Here is a 20,207-nt window from a genome sequence, read left to right as displayed (position 1 = left end):
CACATATGACCACGCAGCGCACACGGCACGTCGGGTACGGGATCTGGCTGATCATCGCAAGCCTGGTGGGCTGGTGGGCCGCCTTCCAGCTGACCCTGGAGAAGTTCTTCCTGCTGGAGAATCCGTCCGAGCAGACCAACTGCTTCGTGAGCGTGCTCATCCAGTGCGACAAGAACCTGGGCTCCTGGCAGGGCGCCGCGTTCGGGTTCCCCAACCCGATCATCGGCGTTGCCGGATGGATGGCCGTGCTCGTGATGGGCGTGGCCCTGCTCGCGGGCGTGCGGTTCCCGCGCTGGTTCTGGGGCCTGTTCGGTCTCGGCATCCTCGGCGCGTTCGCCTTCATCTGCTGGCTGATCGGGCAGAGCATCTACAGCCTGGCCGTGCTGTGCCCGTGGTGCATGGTGACCTGGGCGGTGACGATCCCGACGTTCATCGCCACCGTCGTGCACCTGCTGCGCAACGGCACCCTGACGCGCTCGACGCGCGTGCAGCACTGGGCGGGACGGATGATGGCCTGGGTGCCGCTCATGACGATCCTCGCCTACGCGATCGTCATCGCGATGGCCCAGCTGGCCGGACTCGACTTCCTCGGCGAGATGGCCGGTCTGCTGTTCTGAGACCTGCCCTTCGACAGGCTCAGGGACCCACGGTTCATGGGTCGCTGAGCCTGTCGAAGCGCGTTCAGACGAACCAGATGCCCAGCTCGCGCGCAGCCGACTCAGGGCTGTCCGAGCCGTGCACGAGGTTCTGCTGCACCTTCAGGCCCCAGTCCCGGCCGAGGTCGCCCCGGATCGTACCGGGAGCAGCCGTGGTCGGGTCGGTGGTGCCGGCGAGGGAGCGGAAGCCCTCGATGACGCGGTTGCCCGCCAGACGGATGGCCACGGACGGGCCGGACATCATGAACTCGAGCAGCGGCTCGTAGAAGGGCTTTCCCTCGTGCTCGGCGTAGTGCGCCGCGAGACGGTCGCGGTCGGGCTCGACCAGACGGATGTCGACGAGCGCGTACCCCTTCGCCTCGATGCGGGCGAGGATGTCGCCGGTCAGACCGCGTGCGACGCCGTCCGGCTTGACGAGGACGAGTGTTTCTTCAGTGGCCATGTCATTCGCTCTCTGTGTGTGGCTCGATGGGGGTGTCGGTGGGAGATCTCCGGTCCACCCGGGCCCCCACGATGGTCGCATACGCCCACATGCCTCCGAAAATCAGGGCGACCAGGGCGATGGCGGGAACGAGGAACGCCGCTGCGAGCACGAGCGCCTGCAGCACCCAACCCACCACGATCGCTCCGGGACGCGCAATGGCGCCCGCCAGGGCGATCATCGCGATGGCGAGCACCGAGCCGCCGACGATCCCCCACCAGGGCGGGATGCCCTCGGGCAGCGCCTTCAGCCCGAAGACCGTGAGACCCGCGAGGAAGACGACGATCGATTCGAATCCGAGCACGATGGATCCGAGCTTCTGGGTGAGTGTGCGCGGTGCACGTGCACGCGGAGTGCTCATGCGCGCCATCCGCTCTTCCAGTCCTCGTCCTCGGAGAGTCGGAGGGCTTCTCCGGCGAGCACGATGGAACCGGCGATGACGACCGCGCGGCGCTCGGAGGATGCCGCCCACTCCCGTGCCGCATCGACCGCCTCGGCGAGCGTGGCGTGCACGCTCGCGCGGCGGCCATGCTCTTCGACGAGGTCGGCGATGGCATCCGCATCCGCCGCCCGATCCGAGTCCGGCGAGGTCGCGAAGACCTCGCCGACCGCGGGCAGCAGAGCATCGACGATGCCGGCGGTGTCCTTGTCGGCGAAGATCCCGACCACCAGACCCCATTCGTCGAAGTCGAAGCTGTCGTCCAGCGCGCGGGCGAGCGATTGCGCACCATGCGGGTTGTGCGCGGCATCCACGACGACGGTCGGTGCGATCCCGACCAGCTGCAGGCGTCCAGGAGAGGTGGCGCCCTGCAGTCCATCAGTCACGATGTCCGAGGCGATGGGCTGCGCTCCACCCCCGATCAGCGACTCGACGGCGGCCACCGCGAGGGCCGCGTTGTGGCCCTGATGCGCGCCGTACAGGGGAAGGTACTCGTCGGGGTACTGTCCGGCGAGCCCCTTGATGCTGATCAGCTGCCCGCCGACCGCGAGGGTCTGCGCCGACAGGCCGAAGGCATCGCCCTCCAGGGCGAGCGTGGCGCCCTTCTCCACGGCGACGCGACGCAGCACGGCCTCGACCTCGGGCTTCTGCTCGGCGGAGACGACGGCCGCGCCGTCCTTGATGATGCCGGCCTTGACCTCCGCGATCTTCTCGATCGTGTCGCCCAGGCGGTCGGCGTGGTCCATCGCGATCGGCGCGAACACCCGCGACGTCGCCGTCGGCGGTGTTGGTGGAATCCCACGAGCCGCCCATGCCGACCTCGAGGACCAGCACGTCGACGGGCGCGTCCGCCGCGGCGACGAAGGCGAGCACCGTCAGCAGCTCGAAGAAGGTCAGCGGGGCGTCGCCCGCAGACTCGAGCTCGGCATCCACGATGCCGACGAACGGCTCGATCTCGTCCCAGGCGTCGGCGACCGCACCATCGTCGATGGGCTCACCGTCGATCATGATCCGCTCGGTGAAGCGCTTGAGATGCGGGCTGGTGAACAGTCCGGTGCGCAGCCCATGGGCGCGCAGCAGGCTCTCGATCATCCGGGCAGTGGAGGTCTTGCCGTTCGTGCCGGTGATGTGCACGACGCGGTAGGTGCGCTGCGGGTCGTCGAGAAGGGTCAGGATGCGCGCGGTGCGCTCCTTGCGCGGCTGCACCCAGCGCTCTCCCGCCCGCTCGAGAAGCGCCTCGTAGACGGCGTCTGCTCGCTGTTCGTCGTTCACGCGGTTCCCTCCTGTGCGGTCGTGTCGATCGTGATGATGACGGCGTCCTTGTTCGCGCCCAGCGCCTTCGCGCCGCTGCGGAACACGCCGTCTCCCGGACTCGTGACGTCCGCCAGAAGGTCCTCGATCCCCTCGGTCGGCTGCACGGCGAACCCGATCGAGAGGGTCTCCCCCGCGATCAGCTCGGCGTGCTGCTGCAGAGCCGCGGCATTCTCCGGCGAGGCGTTCAGCGCCAGCACGATGCGGTCGCTGACATCCAGGCCCGCGTTCTTGCGCGCCTCCTGCACGACGCGGATGGCATCACGGGCCAGGCCCTCGGCCTCCAGCTCCGCAGTGGTGACGGTGTCGAGCACGATGAAGCCGTCGCCGCTGAGGAATGCAACGGCATCATCGGGCTTCGCCGCTTCCAGCTCGATAGTGAACTCTCCCTCCACGAGTTCGACATTCCCCGCGATGACACCAGTCCCGTGAACTCTCCAGTCCCCGGTTTTCGATCCCCGAATGGCATCCTGCACCTGCTTGCCAATTCGCGGGCCAGCCGCTCGTGCATTGACGCTCAGGGTCTGCCGTAGGTCGTAATCGATGCCGTCTCGACCAGAACCAGACTCCTCGACAAGCTTGACGTTGAGTTCGTCACGGATGATGTCGTAATAGGCATTGATGTCCGGACCATGAGTCCGGTAGATCGTCAGCTTCGGCAACGGGAGTCGCACCCGAAGCTTCTTGCTCTTCCGGAGCGCCTGTCCTAGGTTCACTACCTCGCGGACCCATCCCATCTCGTCGAGAAGGTCATCCGCGGCCGGGAACTGCTCGGCATCCGGCCAGTCGGTCAGGTGCACGCTGCGTCCGCCGGTCAGGCCCTGCCAGATGCGCTCGCTGATCAGCGGCACGAGGGGTGCCGCCACGCGGGCGACGGTCTCCAGCACCGTGTACAGCGTGTCGAAGGCCTCACGGCTCTTCGGATCCTCGGTGACGCCCGCCCAGAACCGGTCGCGCGAACGGCGGATGTACCAGTTGGTGAGCACCTCGGCGAAGTCGCGCAGGCGAGCGGATGCCGTGGTGGAATCCAGCCCCTCCAGATCGACCCGCACCTCGCGGACGAGGTCGCCGAGACGGGCGAGGATGTAGCGGTCCAGCACATCGGTGGAATCCGTGCGCCAGGTCGCCTCGTAGCCGTCGGAGGCGTTGGCGTACGTCGCGAAGAAGTACCAGGAGTTCCACAGCGGCAGCAGGAATTCGCGCACACCCGCGCGGATGCCCTCCTCCGTCACGGCGAGGTTGCCGCCGCGCAGCACGGAGCTGGACATCAGGAACCAGCGCATGGCATCCGAGCCGTCGCGGTCGAGCACCTCGCTGACGTCCGGATAGTTGCGCAGCGACTTCGACATCTTGTAGCCGTCGCTGCCGAGCACGATTCCGTGGCAGCTCACCCCGGTGAACGCGGGACGGTCGAACAAGGCTGTGGACAGCACGTGCATGACGTAGAACCAGCCGCGGGTCTGCCCGATGTACTCGACGATGAAGTCGGCGGGCGCGTGCGAGTCGAACCACTCCTGGTTCTCGAACGGGTAGTGCACCTGCGCGTAGGGCATGGAGCCCGAGTCGAACCACACGTCGAAGACGTCCTCGATGCGGCGCATGGTGCTCTTGCCGGTGGGGTCGTCGGGGTTCGGCCTGGTCAGCTCGTCGATGTACGGCCGGTGCAGGTCGACCTCGCCCTCGGGATTGCGCGGCAGCGTGCCGAAGTCGCGCTCCATGTCGGCGAGCGAGCCGTAGGCGTCCACGCGCGGGTACTCGGGGTCGTCGCTCTTCCAGATCGGGATCGGCGAGCCCCAGTAGCGGTTGCGGCTGATCGACCAGTCGCGGGCGCCCTCGAGCCATTTGCCGAACTGGCCGTGCTTGACGTTCTCGGGCACCCAGGTGATCTGCTCGTTGTTCGCGAGCATGTCGTCCTTGATGTCCGTCACGCGGATGAACCAGCTCGAGACGGCCTTGTAGATCAGGGGGTTCCGGCACCGCCAGCAGTGCGGGTAGGAGTGCACGTAGCTCTGTTCGCGCAGCATCCGTCCAGCTCCCCGCAACAGGCGGATCAGCGGCGTGTTGGCATCCATCCAGAGCTGACCGGCGACGTCCGTGACGTTCGAGAGGAACCGTCCACCGTCATCGAGCGAGATGATCGTCGGGATGCCGGCGGCATTGCTCACGCGCTGGTCATCCTCACCGTAGGCGGGCGCCTGGTGCACGATGCCCGTGCCGTCGGTGGTGGTGACGTAGTCGTCGACGAGGATGCGCCAGGCCTTCTCGGTGCCCCAGGTCTCGGTGTCGGCGTAGTAGTCGAACAGTCGGTCGTAGGTGACGTCCTGCAGCTCGGAGCCGCGGTGGGTCGCGTCGACGGCGGCGAGCGCGTCCTCGGCGGACTCGTAGCCGAGGTCCTTGGCGTAGCCGGCGAGCAGGTCGCGGGCCAGCAGGTAGCGGTGCGCGTCGCTCTCGGCGGGGTCGTCGCCCGCCACGATGTCGGCGGCGCCGTTCGGGCCGGCCGGAAGCACGACGTACTCGATGTCGGGTCCGACGACGAGGGCGAGGTTGGTCGGCAGCGTCCACGGTGTGGTCGTCCAGGCGAGGGCGCGCACAGCGGTGAGTCCGAGGGATTCGGCCTTCGCGCCGGTGAGCGGGAAGGTGACCGTGACGGACGGGTCCTGACGGTCCTGGTACACGTCGTCGTCCATGCGCAGCTCGTGCGCCGACAGCGGGGTCTCGTCGCGCCAGCAGTACGGCAGCACCCGGTAGCCCTCGTAGGCGAGGTTCTTGTCGTAGAGCGTCTTGAACGCCCACAGCACGCTCTCCATGTAGCCGAGGTCCAGCGTCTTGTAGCCGCGCTCGAAGTCCACCCAGCGCGCCTGACGGGTGACGTAGTCCTGCCACTCGTGCGTGTAGGCCAGCACCGACTCGCGCGCCTTCGCGTTGAAGACGTCGATGCCCATGGCCTCGATCTCGCTCTTCTCGGTGATGCCGAGCTGCTTCATGGCCTCGAGCTCAGCGGGCAGACCGTGCGTGTCCCACCCGAACACGCGGTCGACCTTCTTGCCGAGCATGGTCTGGAAGCGCGGGAACACATCCTTGGCGTACCCGGTGAGCAGGTGCCCGTAGTGCGGCAGACCGTTCGCGAACGGAGGGCCGTCGTAGAAGACCCACTCGTCGGCGCCCTCGCGCTGCGCGATGGATGCCCGGAAGGTGTCGTCGTTCTTCCAGAAGTCGAGGACCTCGGTCTCGATCTCGGGGAATCGCGGGCTGGGGACGACGGAATCGGCGGCCGGGCCGAAGGAGGACTCGGTCCCAGTGACGGAGGGGCGGGGGTAGGTCATGTGCACTCGCAGTGTCGTGGGTGGATGCTGCTGCGAGGACGATCCTCGCGGACCGCGGTACCACCTCGCGTGCCGCGCCTCACGGCGCTGCCACTCTCACTGCGGCGATGACGGGCCTGCCCCGCTCGGTTCTACTGGGTCCTGCGACCGTTCTTCCGAGAGCTCCCCGGTGATGTCCGGATCAGTGCTTGTCCCGCCATTCTACGCCAGTCCGCGAACACCGCACTCCTGGTCAGCCATGCCCTTCTGATGACATCGCCCATCCGGAAGATGGAAACCGTAGGTCCCCGGCCCGGCGAACCAGCCCTTTCCATCCGAGAGTCGTCGAGCCGGATGGAAAACGTCGGTGCGCGGCGTCCCTCACCGACGTTTTCCGTCCGCGCCAGCGCCCTCGCCTAGAGTCGAGCGCATGGCTCGACGCAGTGATGACCTCCGCCCGCCCCTGGTATCCGCACCCGATCTGCCCGAGCGTCTGGATGCCGCGCAGCCGCGGCGCAGCACGGATCTCATCGCCTCCCGCATCGAGCTCGACGGCAATGCGGATCTCGCCCACTCCACGCTCGAGCAGTGCGTGCTCACCGGGACCGCTGACACGCTGGACCTGCGCGGCGCGACCCTGATGGATGTCGAGCTGCGGGAGCTGCGCATCGCAGATCTGCCTGCACGGTCGGCGAATCTTCGCCGGGTGCGCATCTCCGGCGGCCGGATCGGCACCCTCGATCTCAGCGATGCCCGCATCGGCGAGCTGGAGTTGCACGGCGTGCGGATCGATTACCTCACCCTCGCAGCGGCGAAGGCCGTCGACGTGCGCATCGGCTCCTGCCAGATCACCGCTCTCGACCTGCCCGGCGCGACCCTCACCCGCCTCGCTTTCACCGACAGCCGTTCCGATGAGGTCGACACCCGGGGCCTGCGCGCCGAGCACGTCGACCTGCGCGGACTCGACGCGCTGTCCTTCCTCGACGTTGCCTCGCTGAGGGGAACGACGCTCACCTTCCGTCAGGCCGAGTTGCTCGCGCCGGCATTCGCGGCGGCGGCCGGCATCGCCCTGCGCGACTGAACTCACCCAGAGCGGTACTAAGTGACGTACAATAATACGTACGCAACGTGAGGAGGGGTCATGAGAACCATGAGCTACAGCGACTCCCGAGCCCGGTATGCCGAGGTTCTGGACAGTGTCGTCGACGACCGCGAGGAGATCGTCATCACGCGCGCGGGTCGCGAACCGGCCGTAATCGTCTCTCTCGATGACTACGAATCACTCAAGGAGACGGCGTATCTTCTGCGCAGCCCGGCGAATGCCCGCCGACTTCTCACATCCATCGATGCGCTCGAATCCGGCGGAGGCTCCGTACGCGATCTCCTGGGATGAAGATCACCTTCAGCCCCGAAGCCTGGGACGACTATCTGTGGTGGCAGGCTCAGGATCGCAAACTGCTCAAGCGCATCAACCAGCTGATCATGGACATCGTCCGCAACGGCAACGAGGGGATCGGAAAGCCCGAGCCACTCAAACACGGCTTCTCGGGCTACTGGTCTCGACGGATCAATGCCGAGCACCGACTCGTCTACCGGCTCGTCGACGACGAGGTGCGCATCGCGGCCTGCCGCTATCACTACTGATCCGCACCCGCTGCCGCAAGCAGCTCCCGGGTGAACGGATGCCGGGGAGCGGCGAACACGTCCGCCACCGGGCCCTGCTCGACGATCACCCCGTCCTGCATCACCAGCACGTCGTCGCACACCGCGGCGATCACCGCCAGGTCGTGCGAGACGAACACCATGGTCAGCTCCCGCTCCTGTTGCAGCCGATCCAGCAGCGCGAGCACCTGGCCGCGCACGGTCGGGTCGAGAGCGGAGACCGGCTCGTCGAGCACGAGGACGGTCGGGTCCGCGGCGAGCGCGCGGGCGATCGCGGCGCGCTGCCGCTGACCTCCGGACAGCTCACGTGCGCGCCGACCCGCCAGCTCCGGTGCCAGCCCGACCTCGGCGAGCAGCCCGATGACCCGAGAGGGGCGTTCCTCGCGCGGCACCCCGGCGGCCTGCAGCGCCTCGGTCAGAGAGCGGGCGATCGTCCAGCGCGGGTCGAAGGCTCCGAGCGGGTTCTGGTGCACGAGCTGCACCCGCTGCGGTGATGACCATGTCAGCTCCCCTGCATCCGGATGCTGCACCCCCACCAGCATCCGAGCCAGCGTCGTCTTGCCCGAGCCGGATTCCCCCACGACTCCCAGCGTCCGTCCGGAGGAGAGCGTGAAGCTCGCTCCGACGACGGCGGGGCGATCGAACGCCACCGACAGGCCGCGAGCCTGCAGCAGCGGAACGGCCCCACCCTCCCGCGGCGCACGCAGGTCGGCCGTGCTGGCGGCGACCAGCGCCCGGGTGTATTCGCTGCGTGGTGCGCGCATGACCTCATCGACGGCGCCCTGCTCCACGATCACCCCGTCGCGCATCACCAGCACGCGGTCGGCGACCCGGCGCACCGCGGCGAAGTCATGACTGATGAACACCACGGCGGTGCCCGCGTCGGCGATCGAGCGCAGCAGGTCGAGGATGCGCGCCTGCACCGTGGCATCCAGTGCCGTGGTCGCCTCATCCGCCACGAGCACGGCCGGCTCCCCGGCGAGCGCCGAGGCGATCAGTGCGCGCTGGCGCATTCCGCCCGACAACTCGTGAGGTCGACTCTGCACGGTCCGCACCGGGTCGGGCATCGATACCGAGGTCAGCAGCTCCTGCACCCGGTCGTCGCGGCCGCCGGGATGCAGCCCGTGGATCTCCATGGGCTCGGCGACTTCCCGTCCGATCCGGCGCAGCGGATCCAGCGCGGCCAGGGCGTCTTGGGACACCAGGGCGATCGATCGACCCCGCAGTCTGCGCCAGCCGAGCTCGCTCAGCCGTGCGGCATCCGCTCCGTCGATCTCCAGGCGGGATGCCGACACGACCGCCCTCTCGGGGAGCAGCCCCAGCAGCGCACGGGCGGTGAGCGACTTGCCCGCGCCGGATTCCCCGACGATCGCCACGCACTCCCCCGGCGCGACCGTGAAGCTGACGCCGTCCACGACCGCGCGCCCGGCGATCTCGACCCGCAGCTCCTGCACGTCGACGGCGGTCATGACGCACTCCCGTCGGCGCGAGCGCGCAAAGTGCGGCCGATGACGGTGGCGCTGATCACGGTCATCGTGATCGCCAGCCCTGGGAACACCGAGATCCACCAGGCCTGCCCCAGGACGTTGCGTCCACCCGCGAGCATCAGCCCCCACTCCGGGTCGGGCTCCGCGGGTCCCAGGCCCAGGAAGCTCAGTCCCGCCGCGGCCAGGATCGCCGAACCGATCCCGATCGTCGCCAGCACACTGAGCGCCCCGAACACACCAGGCACCACGTGCCGCGTGAACGCGCGCAGGCGCCCCACCCCGAGTATGCGCGCCGCCTCGACGTGCTCGGCGATCCGCAGCGTGCGGGTCTGCATACGCGCCAGCCGGATGTACACCGGCACGGCGGCCACGGTCACGGCGATCGCGACGTTCACCCCGCCCGGGCCGAGCACCGCCACGACGATCAGCGCGACGAGGAACTCCGGGAACGCGAGCAGGATGTCGGTCACCCGCATCGTCGCCGTGTCGATCGGTCGCGGGGCGATGCCGGACAGTGCGCCGACGATCAGCCCGATCACGAGGGCCAGCACGGTGGCCAGCAGCCCGATCCCCGCTGACCGAGCGGCGCCGTGCACCACGCGCGAGAACACATCCCGGCCGGACTGGTCGGTGCCGAACAGGTGCGCGGCGCTCGGCGGCTGCAGGGCGGCGCGCACATCGGTCTGCAACGGGTCCTGCGACGCCAGCAGGCCCGGCGCGAAGGCGGCGAGCGCCACCAGGGCGAGGAACGCTGCGGCCACCCACATCCCCGCGGTGCGCGCCCTCATCGTCGCTCCCCCATCGCCGGCATGCCCCCGCCGAACGACGCGGTCCGCCCGCGCAGTCGCGGGTCCAGCAGCGGGTGCAGCAGCTCGACCGCCACATTGACCACCACGAACACCAGCGCGCTGAGCATGATGATCCCGGCGACCACGGGCAGGTCCCGGTTGATGATCGCGGCCAACGTGACCCGGCCGAGCCCTGGTCGTGCGAAAACGGTCTCGACGAGCACCGCACCGCCCAGCAGGGATCCCACCAGGTACGCGGTGAGCGTGAGGGTGTTCGCCGCTCCGTGCCGCAGCGAGTGCCGCAGCACCACCCGTGCAGAACCGGCACCGCGGGCTCGCACGGTCTCCGCGAAGGGCTGCCGCTCGGCCTGGTCGATGCCGTCGCGCAGCACCTGCCCGATCAGCGCGGCGACCGGCAGCGCCAGGGTCACCGCGGGCAGCACGATCGTGGCGGGACTGCGGGAGCCCGCGACGGGGAACCAGCCCAACCCGAAGGCGAAGACCGCCAGCAGCAGGAGTCCGATCCAGAACACCGGCGAGGAGAGCACGATCAGCTCGACGGTGACCACCAGCGCCCGCGCGACACCGCGACGCGCGAACAGCGCCACGGCGAGCGCCAGGACGAGGGCGATCAGCAGTGCCACGGCGGTCAGCTGCAGGGTCGGTCCGAGCTGGCGTCCGATCACCTCGGTCACCGGCAGCCGCAGCTGGTACGAGCGGCCGAGATCGCCGTGCAGCAGCCCCCCGAGGTAGCCGAAGTACTGCTCCAGAGGCGGACGATCCAACCCCAGGTCCGCGCGGATGCCGTCCTTGACCTGCTCGCTGACCTGGGCCTGCGGGCCCAGCATCACCGACACGGCGTCACCGGGGATCACCCGGAACGCGAGGAACGCCAGCGTCGCGGCACCCCACAGCACGAAGACGGCGGATGCTGCGATCCCCGCGACCCTGCTCAGAAGACGTGCCACGTGGACAAGGATGTCAGTCGGAGAGACTCACGTCGTAGAACAGCGGACGGCCGTACAGGTCGTAGGTCAGGCCCGTGACGTCCTTCGCGGAGGCGGTGATCTGCGAGGCGACGTACAGCGGGACGATGGCCACGTGCTCGGAGTTCCACTGCTGGATCTTCGTGTAGATCGCGGCGCGCTCGGCCGTGTCGCTGGTCGCCAGGCCCTCGGCCAGCAGCTTGTCCACAGCCGGGTCGCTGACCTGCGAGGCGTTCTGGAAGCCGTCGGTGCCCAGGTGGCTGCGCAGCAGGTCGGCATCCACGCCGGAGAAGTCCCAGTCGGTGAGGTCGTAGGTCTTGGGCCCGTACTGCTCGTTGTACGCGGCGGGCTCGAGCTTCTCGCGGACGATCTCGAAGCCGACCTTCTTCAGGTCGGACTGGATCGCGTTGGCCAGTGCCGTGCGGTCGTCGGAGATCGGGGTCCAGGCGATCCAGCGCGCGGAGAGGCGCTTGCCGTCCTTGACGCGGATGCCGTCCTTGCCGCGCTCGGTCCAGCCCGCCTCGTCCAGCAGGGCGTTCGCCTTGTCGGCGTCGAACGCCCACGTGCCCTCGAGCGCCTTGTCGTAGCCGGGAGTGGTGGGGCCGAGGATGCTCCACGCGCGCGGGAACTGGCCGAAGAAGATCTGCTTGACCGCGGCGTCGACATCGATGGACAGCTCGAACGCCTGGCGCACCTTCTGGTCGGCGAAGACGCCGTACTTCTCGTTGAGGAACAGCGAGTACGGCAGGCCCGGGTACTCCTTCGAGGCGACCGTGATGTCATCGCCGAGACCGGAGACGGCGTTAGGCGGCAGATTGCTCGCGATCTGCGCCTCGCCGGAGCTCAGCACACCGGCGCGCACGGAGGCCTCGGGCAGGATCTCCACGCGCAGCGTCTTGATCTTCGGAGCCTTCGCGCCGTCAGGACCCCATGCGTAGTCGTCGTTGCGGGTGAAGACGAGCTCCTGATCGGCGGTGTACTCGCTGAGCGCGAACGGACCGGTGCCGATCGACACGTCCGGGCCGCCCGCCTTGAGCTGATCGGCCGAGGACTCCAGCACCTTCGGCGACCAGAAGCCCAGCTGGGCGGTGCTCGCCGCCTGCAGGAAGGGAGCGTACGGCTGGGTGAAGTCGACCTCGACGGTGTGGTCGTCGATGACCTTCGTCCCGGCGTACAGCTCGCCGCCGAGCATGCTGGCCGCCTGCGCGGACTCGGTCTTCGGATCCACGATGCGGTCGAAGTTCGCCTTGACCGCAGCGGCATCGAACAGGGTGCCGTCGGTGAAGGTCACGTCTTCGCGCAGCTCGAACGTGTAGGCCCTGCCGTCATCGGAGACCTTCCAGCTCTTGGCCAGCCACGGCGAGAAAGAGCCGTCGGCCTCCTGGAACACCAGGGAGTCCAGCACCTGCCGCTGCACCATCGCCGACACGTCCAGCTGGCTGGTCTGCGGGTCCATGTGCCCGTTGGCGAGGTTGGCGCCCTCGATCGCCCAGGTGAGCTCAGCATCGGTGTTCGCGGCAGGGTCGGCCGCGCCGTCGGATGCGGGACCGGCACAGGCGCTGAGAATCAGAGCGGATGCCGCGGCGAGCGCAGCGAGAGGGAGAAGACGCACGGGAAGAGAAGGCATTCGGGAACCTCGCGAAAGTGCGGAACAGGGGAACACTCCATGCTAGCGGCGTTTCTTGGACGGGGTCGATCAAAACCGATCGCCGGGGCAGCCGATAGACTTCTCGGACAACCCACACTCAGGCACGCTCACACAGTGCCGCACACATCGCTCAAGGAGACCGACATGGCCGCGTCCGCATCGAACCAGATCCCCGACAAGCCCGTCCTCGAAGGCCTTGAAGCGAAGTGGGGTGAGCGCTGGTCGGAGCAGGGCACGTTTCTGTTCGACCGCATCCGCGCCGCAGAGGCCGGCCGCAAGGGCGTCTACTCGATCGACACTCCCCCGCCGACGGCATCCGGCAGCCTGCACATCGGCCACGTGTTCTCGTACACGCACACCGACATCAAGGCCCGCTTCGAGCGCATGCGCGGCAAGAGCGTCTTCTACCCGATGGGCTGGGACGACAACGGCCTGCCCACCGAGCGTCGCGTGCAGAACTACTACGGCGTGCGGTGCGACCCCACGCTCCCCTACGACCCCGAGTTCACGCCCCCGTTCGAGGGCGGCGACAACAAGTCCTCCCGGGCGGCCGACCAGCTGCCCATCAGCCGCCGCAACTTCATCGAGCTGTGCGAGAAACTGACCATCGAGGACGAGAAGCAGTTCGAGGCGCTGTTCCGCCAGCTGGGGCTCAGCGTGGACTGGACCCAGACCTACCGCACCATCTCCGACGACACCATCCGGCAGAGCCAGCTGGCGTTCCTGCGCGGACTGGACCGCGGCGAGGCGTACCAGTCGCTGGCCCCGACGCTGTGGGACATCGACTTCCGCTCCGCGATCGCGCAGGCCGAGCTCGAAGACCGCGAGCAGCAGGCTGCGTATCACCGCCTCGCCTTCCACCGCACGGACGGCTCCGGCGACATCCACATCGAGACCACCCGTCCCGAGCTGCTGGCCGCCTGCGTGGCACTGGTCGCGCACCCGGATGACGAGCGGTACCAGGCCTCGTTCGGCACCACCGTGCGCACTCCTGTCTTCGACGTCGAGGTGCCGGTGCTCGCGCACCACCTCGCCCAGCCGGACAAGGGCTCGGGCATCGCCATGATCTGCACCTTCGGCGACGTGACCGACATCATCTGGTGGCGGGAGCTGGATCTGCCCAACCGCACGATCCTCGGCAAGGACGGCCGCGTGCTGACCGATGCTCCCGAGGCGATCCGGACGGATGCCGGCAAGGCGGCCTACGAGCAGCTGGCAGGCAAGACCGTGTTCAGCGCCCGCAAGACCATCGTGGAGCTGCTGGGCGAGTCGGGCGAGCTCATCGAGGTCGGCAAGCCCTTCAACCACGCGGTGAAGTTCTTCGAGAAGGGCGACCGCCCGCTGGAGATCGTCTCCACCCGCCAGTGGTACATCCGCAACGGCGCCCGCGATGCCGAGCTGCGCGACCAGCTGCTGGAGAACGGCAAGCAGATGTCCTGGCATCCCGACTTCATGCGGGTGCGCTACGAGAACTGGGTGGGCGGGCTCACCGGTGACTGGCTGGTCTCGCGTCAGCGCTTCTTCGGCGTGCCGATCCCGATCTGGTACGGCCTCGACGAGAACGGTGAGCGCGACTACGACCGCGTGCTCACCCCTGCCCACGACATCCTGCCCATCGACCCGACGACCGACGTGCCGGCGGGCTTCACCGAGGAGCAGCGCGGCGTGCCTGGCGGCTTCGTGGCCGAGCAGGACATCTTCGACACCTGGGCGACCTCCTCGCTCACCCCGCAGCTGGCCGGCGGCTGGCAGCGCGACAAGGACCTCTGGAACCTGGTCGCGCCGTTCGATCTGCGTCCGCAGGGCCAGGACATCATCCGCACCTGGCTGTTCTCGACCATGCTCCGCTCGACGCTGGAGGACCAGCGCGCACCGTGGAGCAACGCGGCGATCTCCGGCTTCATCGTCGACCCCGACCGCAAGAAGATGTCCAAGTCCAAGGGCAACGTGGTCACCCCCGCCGACATCCTGGAGAAGCACGGTTCGGATGCCGTGCGGTACTGGTCGGCATCGAGCCGACTGGGCATGGATGCGGCCTTCGACCCGCAGAACCCCACCCAGGTGAAGATCGGGCGCCGCCTGGCGATCAAGATCCTCAACGCGGCGAAGTTCGTGCTCTCCTTCCCCGTGCCCGAGGGCGCGCAGATCACCCACGCGCTGGACGCCTCGATGCTCGCGACGCTGGACGCCGTGACCCGCGAGGCCACCGCCGCGTACGAGAACTACGACCAGGCCAAGGCGCTGGAGGTCACCGAGGCGTTCTTCTGGACGTTCTGCGACGACTACCTCGAGCTCGTCAAGGAGCGCGCCTACGACCAGACGGATGTCGGCCAGGCCTCCGCGGCGCTCGCCCTGCGCCTGGCACTGTCGACCCTGCTGCGCCTGCTGGCCCCGATCGTGTCCTTCGCGACCGAGGAGGCGTGGTCCTGGTTCGAGGACGGCTCGATCCACACCGCCTCCTGGCCGGAGCCGCTCGGCTCCGAGGGCGACCCGGCGGTGCTGTCCGTCGCCAGCGCTGCGCTGATCGGCATCCGTCGTGCCAAGACCGAGGCCAAGGCCTCGCAGAAGACCCCGGTTTCCAGCGCGACGATCGCGGCGCCTCCGGCCAAGGCCGATGCACTGCGCGCGGCCGCCGACGATCTGCGGGCAGTCGGTCGCATCGCGGAGCTCACCGTCGTGGAGGGCGACGAGCTGGCCGTCACGGCGATCGAGCTGGCTCCGGTGGAGCAGTGATGCAGCTCGGCACCCGCTGGGCGGCCGGGACGCAGCCGCCGGCATCCGTGCCGGCAGCGCTGCGCCCGGCGATCGCCGATGTCGAGGGACGCGGTCTGACAGGGCACTGGACCCTCACCTGGCTCGAAGGCCGGCCACTGGCCGAGCTGGATGCCGGGTGGGAGGTCCTGCTCACGGCATCCGGCGAGGTCGTCGCCCGCCCGTTCGACGACTGAGCCAGAATTCCCGTCACGTCCTGTCGGGTCGCACCAGCGGCAGGAACACGTCGTCGACGATCTCATCGAGCACCTCGTCCGACAGCGGCGCCGCCGTGATCAGCATCTCGTGGCGGAACAGGTCGACCGCGACCGACCTCACCCGCGGGGTGAGCTTCGCGGCATCGGCCTCCCCCCGAGCGACGGCCCTCTCCAGGATGATGTCGAGCGGACCGCCGCCGCGTGGTCCGAGCGCCCGCTCTCGCACCTCGGCGAACGTGCGGCCGGAGTCGGCATAGTAGGCGCCCATGAACACGCTCATCAGCGGTGCGATGGATCCACGCAGCCGGTTGGAGCGGCGCAGCGCCTCGATCATGTCGCCGCGCAGGCTCCCGGTGTCGGGCGGCGTCAGCTCTCGTCCCTGATTCAGGCCGTACGTGAGCGAGGCCTCCAGGAGGTCGTCACGATCGGGCCAGCGCCGGTAGATCACCGAGCGACTGGTGTCCGCCCGTTCGGCGACCCCGTCGATCGTGAACGCGTTGTACCCGCCCTCGACAAGCTGATCCCAGCCTGCGGCGAGGATCGCATTCTCGAGTTCCTGTCCGCGGCGTCGTTTCGTCGGCTTCTCAAGATCCATTTGTGTATCTTATCCGGCCCGCGTACACTCGCCAACGGTAGATACACGTCTGTATCTTATTCGAAGGAGTTCGCATGACTTCCCCCACAGCGCCCGCGGTACCGCGCAGCGCCATCGTCTCCGCTCTGGTGCTGGTCGCCGGGGGCCTCGCCGTCATCTTCGACGGCACCATCATGAGCGTCGCGCTGGCCACGCTCGCGAAGGATCTCGACGTGCCGGTCAGTACCATCCAGTGGGTGACCACGGCGTATCTGCTCGCGCTCGGGGTCGCCATCCCGATCGTCGGGTGGGCCCAGGCCCGGCTCGGCGGAAAACGCCTCTGGATGATCGCGCTCACCATCTTCCTGATCGCCTCGATCGCGTGCAGCCTGGCCTGGGACGCGCCCAGTCTGATCGCGTTCCGCGTCCTGCAGGGCTTCGGCGGCGGCCTGATGATGCCGCTCATGGCGACCCTCGCCGTGCAGCAGGTTCCCGCCGGTGCGAGCCTCGGGCGCCTCATGGCGATGGTCAGCCTGCCGGCCGCGCTCGGACCCATCATCGGCCCGACCCTCGGCGGGCTCATCCTCACCTGGCTGGACTGGCACTGGATCTTCTGGGTGAATGTGCCCTTCTGCCTCGTCGGGCTCGCGCTCGCCTGGCGATTCCTCCCTTCCGACACTCCCCGTGGCCGTCCGGCACTGGACTGGGTGGGGCTGGTCCTGATCTCGCCGGCGCTCGTCGGCATCCTGTACGGGCTCTCCAACGTCAGCCAGGACGGCGGATTCTCGCGGCTGGACGTGTGGATCCCCGTCATCGCCGGGGTCGTGCTGGCAGTGGCGTTCGTGTTCAGTCAGGTGCGGCGGCGCACTGGGGCGCTGATCGATATCAGGCTGCTGAAGCGCCGGACGGTGGCGACCTCGGGCGCGATCCTCTTCCTCTCTGGAGCCGCCCTCTACGGATCGATGCTGCTGCTGCCGCTCTACTTCCAGATCGTCCGGGGCACGGATGTGCTCACCGCGGCGCTGCTGCTGATCCCTCAGGGCGTCGGTGCACTGCTCAGCCGCATGATCGCCGGGCGGCTGACCGATTCGCTCGGCGCGCGCACCGTCGCGATCGTCGGCTTCATCGTCATGGGCCTGGCCACCGTCCCCTTCGCCGTGTCGGATGCCTCCACGAACGTGGTCTGGCTGATGGCGGCACTGGTGGTGCGCGGCTTCGGGATGGGAACCCTGATGATCCCGATGATGTCGGTCGCCTTCGTCGGCCTCGAACGCGACCAGGTGCCGCATGCGAGCATCATCACGCGACTCGCGCAGCAGCTGGGCGGCGCTTTCGGCACGGCGATCCTCGCCGTGATCCTCGAGGCGACGACGAGCGGCGCGGCCGACCTCGTCGGCCTCGCCGCCGGCTTCGACACCGCCTTCTGGTGGGCGGTCGGGTTCACCGTCGTCGCCGTGGGCGTCTGCACCGTGCTGCCGGGACGGGCGAAGCCGGTCGAGGCGGAGGCCCAGGTCCCGGTCGGCGCGACGCGCTGACCTCCCCGCGCACTCACCTCTTCGCGTCGATCACCACGTCGACGGAAGGGGTGGGCGCCGGGTGCTCGTCCGCGGTGTGCGCGTTCGTCAGACTGAGCGCGCCGATGCTCGAGATGAGCCCCACCGCCACGGCGAGCACGACGAACAGGAGCTGCTCGCCGTGGAAGAACGAAGCAACCAGCTCGGGGCTCCAAGCGTCGTCCGGCAGGACCGTCGTGACGAGCACGGCGATCAGCGTGCCGACGAACGCGGTGCCCACGCTGGTGCCGACCTCCTGTGCGGAATCGTTCATGGCCGCCCCCATGGAGGTGCGATCCTCGGGCATGGCGCCGACCAGCGCGACGGCGCAGATCGTCATGACGGTGCGCAGGCCGATGGTCATGACCACCATCGCCACCGCGATCTCGAGGTAGTCCTGCTCGACCGCCCACGCCATCATCGCGAGTCCTGCAGCCAGGAGTACCGCCCCGAACAGGCACGCGATGCGGTGGCCGAAGCGGCTGATGAGCCGCTCGGTGATGGGCGTGGCGAGGATCATGGTGGCGATGAGCGGCAGGTTGGCGAGTCCCGCCTGCAGCGGCGACCAGCCCCATGCGTACTGGAAGTGCAGGATGAGCGCGAACATCACGCCCGCCATCGCGACCGAGGTGCCGATCTGCGCGATCACGGCCCCCCGCACGGTGCCGACGCGGAACAGCGACAGGTCCAGCATCGGCGATGCCGCGCGGCGCTCCCGGAGGATGAACAGACCGCAGGATGCCACCGCGCCGACGGCGACGGTGACCGTGATCGGCGAGATCCAGCCGTTCTCGACGCCACTCGTCAGCGCGTAGCACGCAAGGCCGATGGTAAGGATGCTGAACGCCGCACCCGGCAGATCGAGCCGGTCCTTCGTGAGTCCGTCGGCGCTGTCGGCCGGCACACCGAAGTGGACGCCGAGGCTGGCGACCAGCGCGATCGGCGCGTTGACGATCAGCAGCCACTGCCACGGCAGGTGCACGAGCATCGTGCCGCCGAGCAGCGGTCCCAGCACGAATCCCGACATCCCGACGACGATCATCAGCGTCATCGCACGCATGCGGAGCTTGTCGTCGTCGAAGAGCCGGAACACGAGGGAGTTGGTGATCGGCGCCATCGCGGCGGCCGCGACACCGAGGGCCGCGCGCAGCGCGATGAGCTCGCCGGTCGTGCCGACGAGCAGCACTGCGAGACTGATCAGCCCGAACAGCGCCAGGCCGATCTGCAGCACCCGGCGTCGACCGAAGCGGTCGGCGATCGATCCCGCGGTGAGCAGCAGCCCGCCGAAGGTGAGCGAGTATGCGCCGGTGATCCATTGCAGAGCGGTCGTATCCCCGCCGAGGTCGCGCCCGATCGTCGGCAGAGCGATCGAGAGCAGCGTGTTGTCGACCATCTCCACGAAGAACGCGAGGCACAGTGCGGCGAGAGGTATCCACGCAGCCTTCAGCGACATGTAGGTGCGGGTGGGGGCTGCGGGTGCGGTGCTCATGAGTACCTCGGATCGGTATCGAACAGTGTTCGGTTTCGAACGCCGTTCGATACACTAGAACAATGTTCGATAACTCGCAAGCCGCTTCCCGGTCGAGTCGCGCCATGTGGTGGGATGGAGCCATGGCATCGTCCCCGCAGTCAGCCGAGACGCCCTCGCGGGCGCGCAGTCCGCGATCGCGTGCTCGCGCCACCCACTCCCTCGAGTCCGTTCTGGCCGGAGCCGTTGCGATCCTCGACGAGTCGGGTGCGCAGGGACTGACCTTCCGCACCCTCGCTGCACGGCTGGGCGGCGGTGTCGCCAGCGTCTACTGGTACGTCTCAGGGCGCGAGGAGCTGCTCGATCTGGCGGCGGACTCGGTGCTGGGCGGCGTACTGACGGAGGTCGACGGCGTCGGCACCGGTGACCCGATCGATGATCTTCGCCTCATCGGCATGACCATGTTCGACGCGATCGCTGATCGTCCGTGGTTGGGCGCCTACGCGCTGCGCGACACGACCAGACAGGTCCACTCCCTGCAGCTGTACGAGTTGATCGGCGAGCAGGTGATGCGCCTTGACCTGTCGCCCCGGCAGTCCTTCCACGCGACCTCAGCCGTGGTCGGCTACGTGATCGGCACCGCCGCCGACCTGGGGCAGGAGCCGCCTGCGGCCGTCGTCTCGGGGGACGTGAGCCGGGAGGAGTACATGGCCGGCGCGACGGCGCAGTGGCGCGCGCTCGATCCGGATCGCTTTCCGTTCGTCCACCACATCATCGATGAGTTCGACGGCCACGACGACCGCGATCAGTTCATCGGAGGCCTCGACCTCCTGCTGGCGGGGATTCGACTGCAGGCCGGGCGCTGACGAGAGGCGGACCATCG

General features: G+C 68.5%; 17 protein-coding genes and 1 pseudogene. 8 read left to right on the top strand and 10 right to left on the bottom strand.

What is annotated here, in order from left to right; genetic code table 11:
- Positions 1-5 precede the first annotated feature (5 nt).
- Positions 6-617, top strand: a complete 612-nt coding sequence (locus QF046_RS01070; protein ID WP_307365326.1) for a vitamin K epoxide reductase family protein — start codon at positions 6-8, stop codon at positions 615-617.
- A 64-nt stretch (positions 618-681) separates the two neighbouring features.
- Here QF046_RS01070 and ndk read toward each other — a convergent pair whose 3' ends face one another.
- The 4 genes and pseudogenes from ndk to ileS form a co-directional block, all read right to left on the bottom strand.
- Positions 682-1,098: a nucleoside-diphosphate kinase gene (gene ndk, locus QF046_RS01065; RefSeq protein ID WP_307365324.1), complete on the bottom strand. Its 417-nt coding sequence runs from the start codon at positions 1,096-1,098 to the stop codon at positions 682-684.
- Between the two features lies 1 nt (position 1,099).
- On the bottom strand, positions 1,100-1,498 hold the full coding sequence (locus QF046_RS01060; protein WP_307365322.1) for a DUF4233 domain-containing protein: 399 nt from the start codon (positions 1,496-1,498) through the stop codon (positions 1,100-1,102).
- Positions 1,495-2,848, bottom strand: a pseudogene (locus QF046_RS01055) (folylpolyglutamate synthase/dihydrofolate synthase family protein). The gene QF046_RS01060 and the pseudogene QF046_RS01055 overlap by 4 nt, the downstream one beginning before the upstream one ends.
- Positions 2,845-6,210 carry an isoleucine--tRNA ligase gene (gene ileS / locus QF046_RS01050; RefSeq protein ID WP_307365320.1) on the bottom strand — a complete coding sequence of 1,122 codons (3,366 nt, stop codon included), beginning with the start codon at positions 6,208-6,210 and terminating at the stop codon, positions 2,845-2,847. Before ileS ends, QF046_RS01055 begins: the two are co-directional and overlap by 4 nt.
- 409 nt (positions 6,211-6,619) lie before the next feature.
- On the opposite strand from ileS, the gene QF046_RS01045 reads away from it, so the two are divergent.
- Genes QF046_RS01045 through QF046_RS01035 form a run of 3 tightly spaced genes read left to right on the top strand, consistent with a single transcriptional unit; the run spans position 6,620 to position 7,833 of the window.
- A complete protein-coding gene (locus QF046_RS01045) occupies positions 6,620-7,270 on the top strand; it encodes a pentapeptide repeat-containing protein (protein WP_307365318.1) in 651 nt (216 codons plus the stop codon).
- Positions 7,271-7,330: 60 nt separating this feature from the next.
- The gene (locus QF046_RS01040; RefSeq protein ID WP_307365316.1) at positions 7,331-7,582 is read left to right on the top strand and encodes a type II toxin-antitoxin system Phd/YefM family antitoxin; all 252 of its coding nucleotides are present in this window, start codon (positions 7,331-7,333) and stop codon (positions 7,580-7,582) included.
- Positions 7,579-7,833, top strand: a complete 255-nt coding sequence (locus tag QF046_RS01035) for a Txe/YoeB family addiction module toxin (RefSeq protein ID WP_307365313.1) — start codon at positions 7,579-7,581, stop codon at positions 7,831-7,833. The genes QF046_RS01040 and QF046_RS01035 overlap by 4 nt, the downstream gene beginning before the upstream one ends.
- Here the strand turns inward: QF046_RS01035 and QF046_RS01030 are convergent.
- The 4 genes from QF046_RS01030 to QF046_RS01015 are packed head-to-tail and all read right to left on the bottom strand — an operon-like array spanning position 7,827 to position 12,739.
- On the bottom strand, positions 7,827-9,320 hold the full coding sequence (locus QF046_RS01030; RefSeq protein ID WP_307365311.1) for an ABC transporter ATP-binding protein: 1,494 nt from the start codon (positions 9,318-9,320) through the stop codon (positions 7,827-7,829). The genes QF046_RS01035 and QF046_RS01030 overlap by 7 nt on opposite strands.
- Positions 9,317-10,126: an ABC transporter permease gene (locus tag QF046_RS01025; RefSeq protein WP_307365308.1), complete on the bottom strand. Its 810-nt coding sequence runs from the start codon at positions 10,124-10,126 to the stop codon at positions 9,317-9,319. The genes QF046_RS01030 and QF046_RS01025 overlap by 4 nt, the downstream gene beginning before the upstream one ends.
- Positions 10,123-11,094 carry an ABC transporter permease gene (locus QF046_RS01020; protein ID WP_307365306.1) on the bottom strand — a complete coding sequence of 324 codons (972 nt, stop codon included), beginning with the start codon at positions 11,092-11,094 and terminating at the stop codon, positions 10,123-10,125. The genes QF046_RS01025 and QF046_RS01020 overlap by 4 nt, the downstream gene beginning before the upstream one ends.
- Before the next feature lie 13 nt (positions 11,095-11,107).
- Entirely contained in the window at positions 11,108-12,739 is a 1,632-nt protein-coding gene (locus QF046_RS01015; RefSeq protein ID WP_307365303.1) for an ABC transporter substrate-binding protein, read from the bottom strand.
- A gap of 165 nt (positions 12,740-12,904) precedes the next feature.
- Here QF046_RS01015 and valS point away from each other — a divergent pair, with 165 nt between their 5' ends.
- Complete coding sequence (gene valS, locus QF046_RS01010) at positions 12,905-15,493, top strand: valine--tRNA ligase (protein WP_307365302.1); 2,589 nt, start codon at positions 12,905-12,907, stop codon at positions 15,491-15,493.
- Positions 15,493-15,708: a hypothetical protein gene (locus QF046_RS01005; RefSeq protein ID WP_307365300.1), complete on the top strand. Its 216-nt coding sequence runs from the start codon at positions 15,493-15,495 to the stop codon at positions 15,706-15,708. Before valS ends, QF046_RS01005 begins: the two co-directional genes overlap by 1 nt.
- A gap of 13 nt (positions 15,709-15,721) precedes the next feature.
- Here QF046_RS01005 and QF046_RS01000 read toward each other — a convergent pair whose 3' ends face one another.
- Complete coding sequence (locus QF046_RS01000; RefSeq protein ID WP_307365299.1) at positions 15,722-16,324, bottom strand: TetR/AcrR family transcriptional regulator; 603 nt, start codon at positions 16,322-16,324, stop codon at positions 15,722-15,724.
- Positions 16,325-16,398: 74 nt separating this feature from the next.
- Between QF046_RS01000 and QF046_RS00995 the strand changes: the two genes are divergently transcribed.
- Positions 16,399-17,838: an MDR family MFS transporter gene (locus QF046_RS00995; RefSeq protein WP_307365298.1), complete on the top strand. Its 1,440-nt coding sequence runs from the start codon at positions 16,399-16,401 to the stop codon at positions 17,836-17,838.
- Between the two features lie 13 nt (positions 17,839-17,851).
- Here the strand turns inward: QF046_RS00995 and QF046_RS00990 are convergent, their stop codons facing one another.
- Positions 17,852-19,345: an MFS transporter gene (locus QF046_RS00990; protein ID WP_307365297.1), complete on the bottom strand. Its 1,494-nt coding sequence runs from the start codon at positions 19,343-19,345 to the stop codon at positions 17,852-17,854.
- Between the two features lie 122 nt (positions 19,346-19,467).
- On the opposite strand from QF046_RS00990, the gene QF046_RS00985 reads away from it, so the two are divergent.
- Positions 19,468-20,190 (top strand): TetR/AcrR family transcriptional regulator, encoded by a 723-nt coding sequence (locus tag QF046_RS00985; RefSeq protein ID WP_307365295.1) that lies wholly within the window; start codon positions 19,468-19,470, stop codon positions 20,188-20,190.
- Positions 20,191-20,207: the final 17 nt, after the last annotated feature.

This window comes from Microbacterium sp. W4I4, from assembly GCF_030816235.1.
In the GTDB taxonomy this organism is placed as follows: Bacteria; Actinomycetota; Actinomycetes; order Actinomycetales; family Microbacteriaceae; genus Microbacterium.
This window is presented reverse-complemented; position numbering and strand designations above follow the sequence as displayed.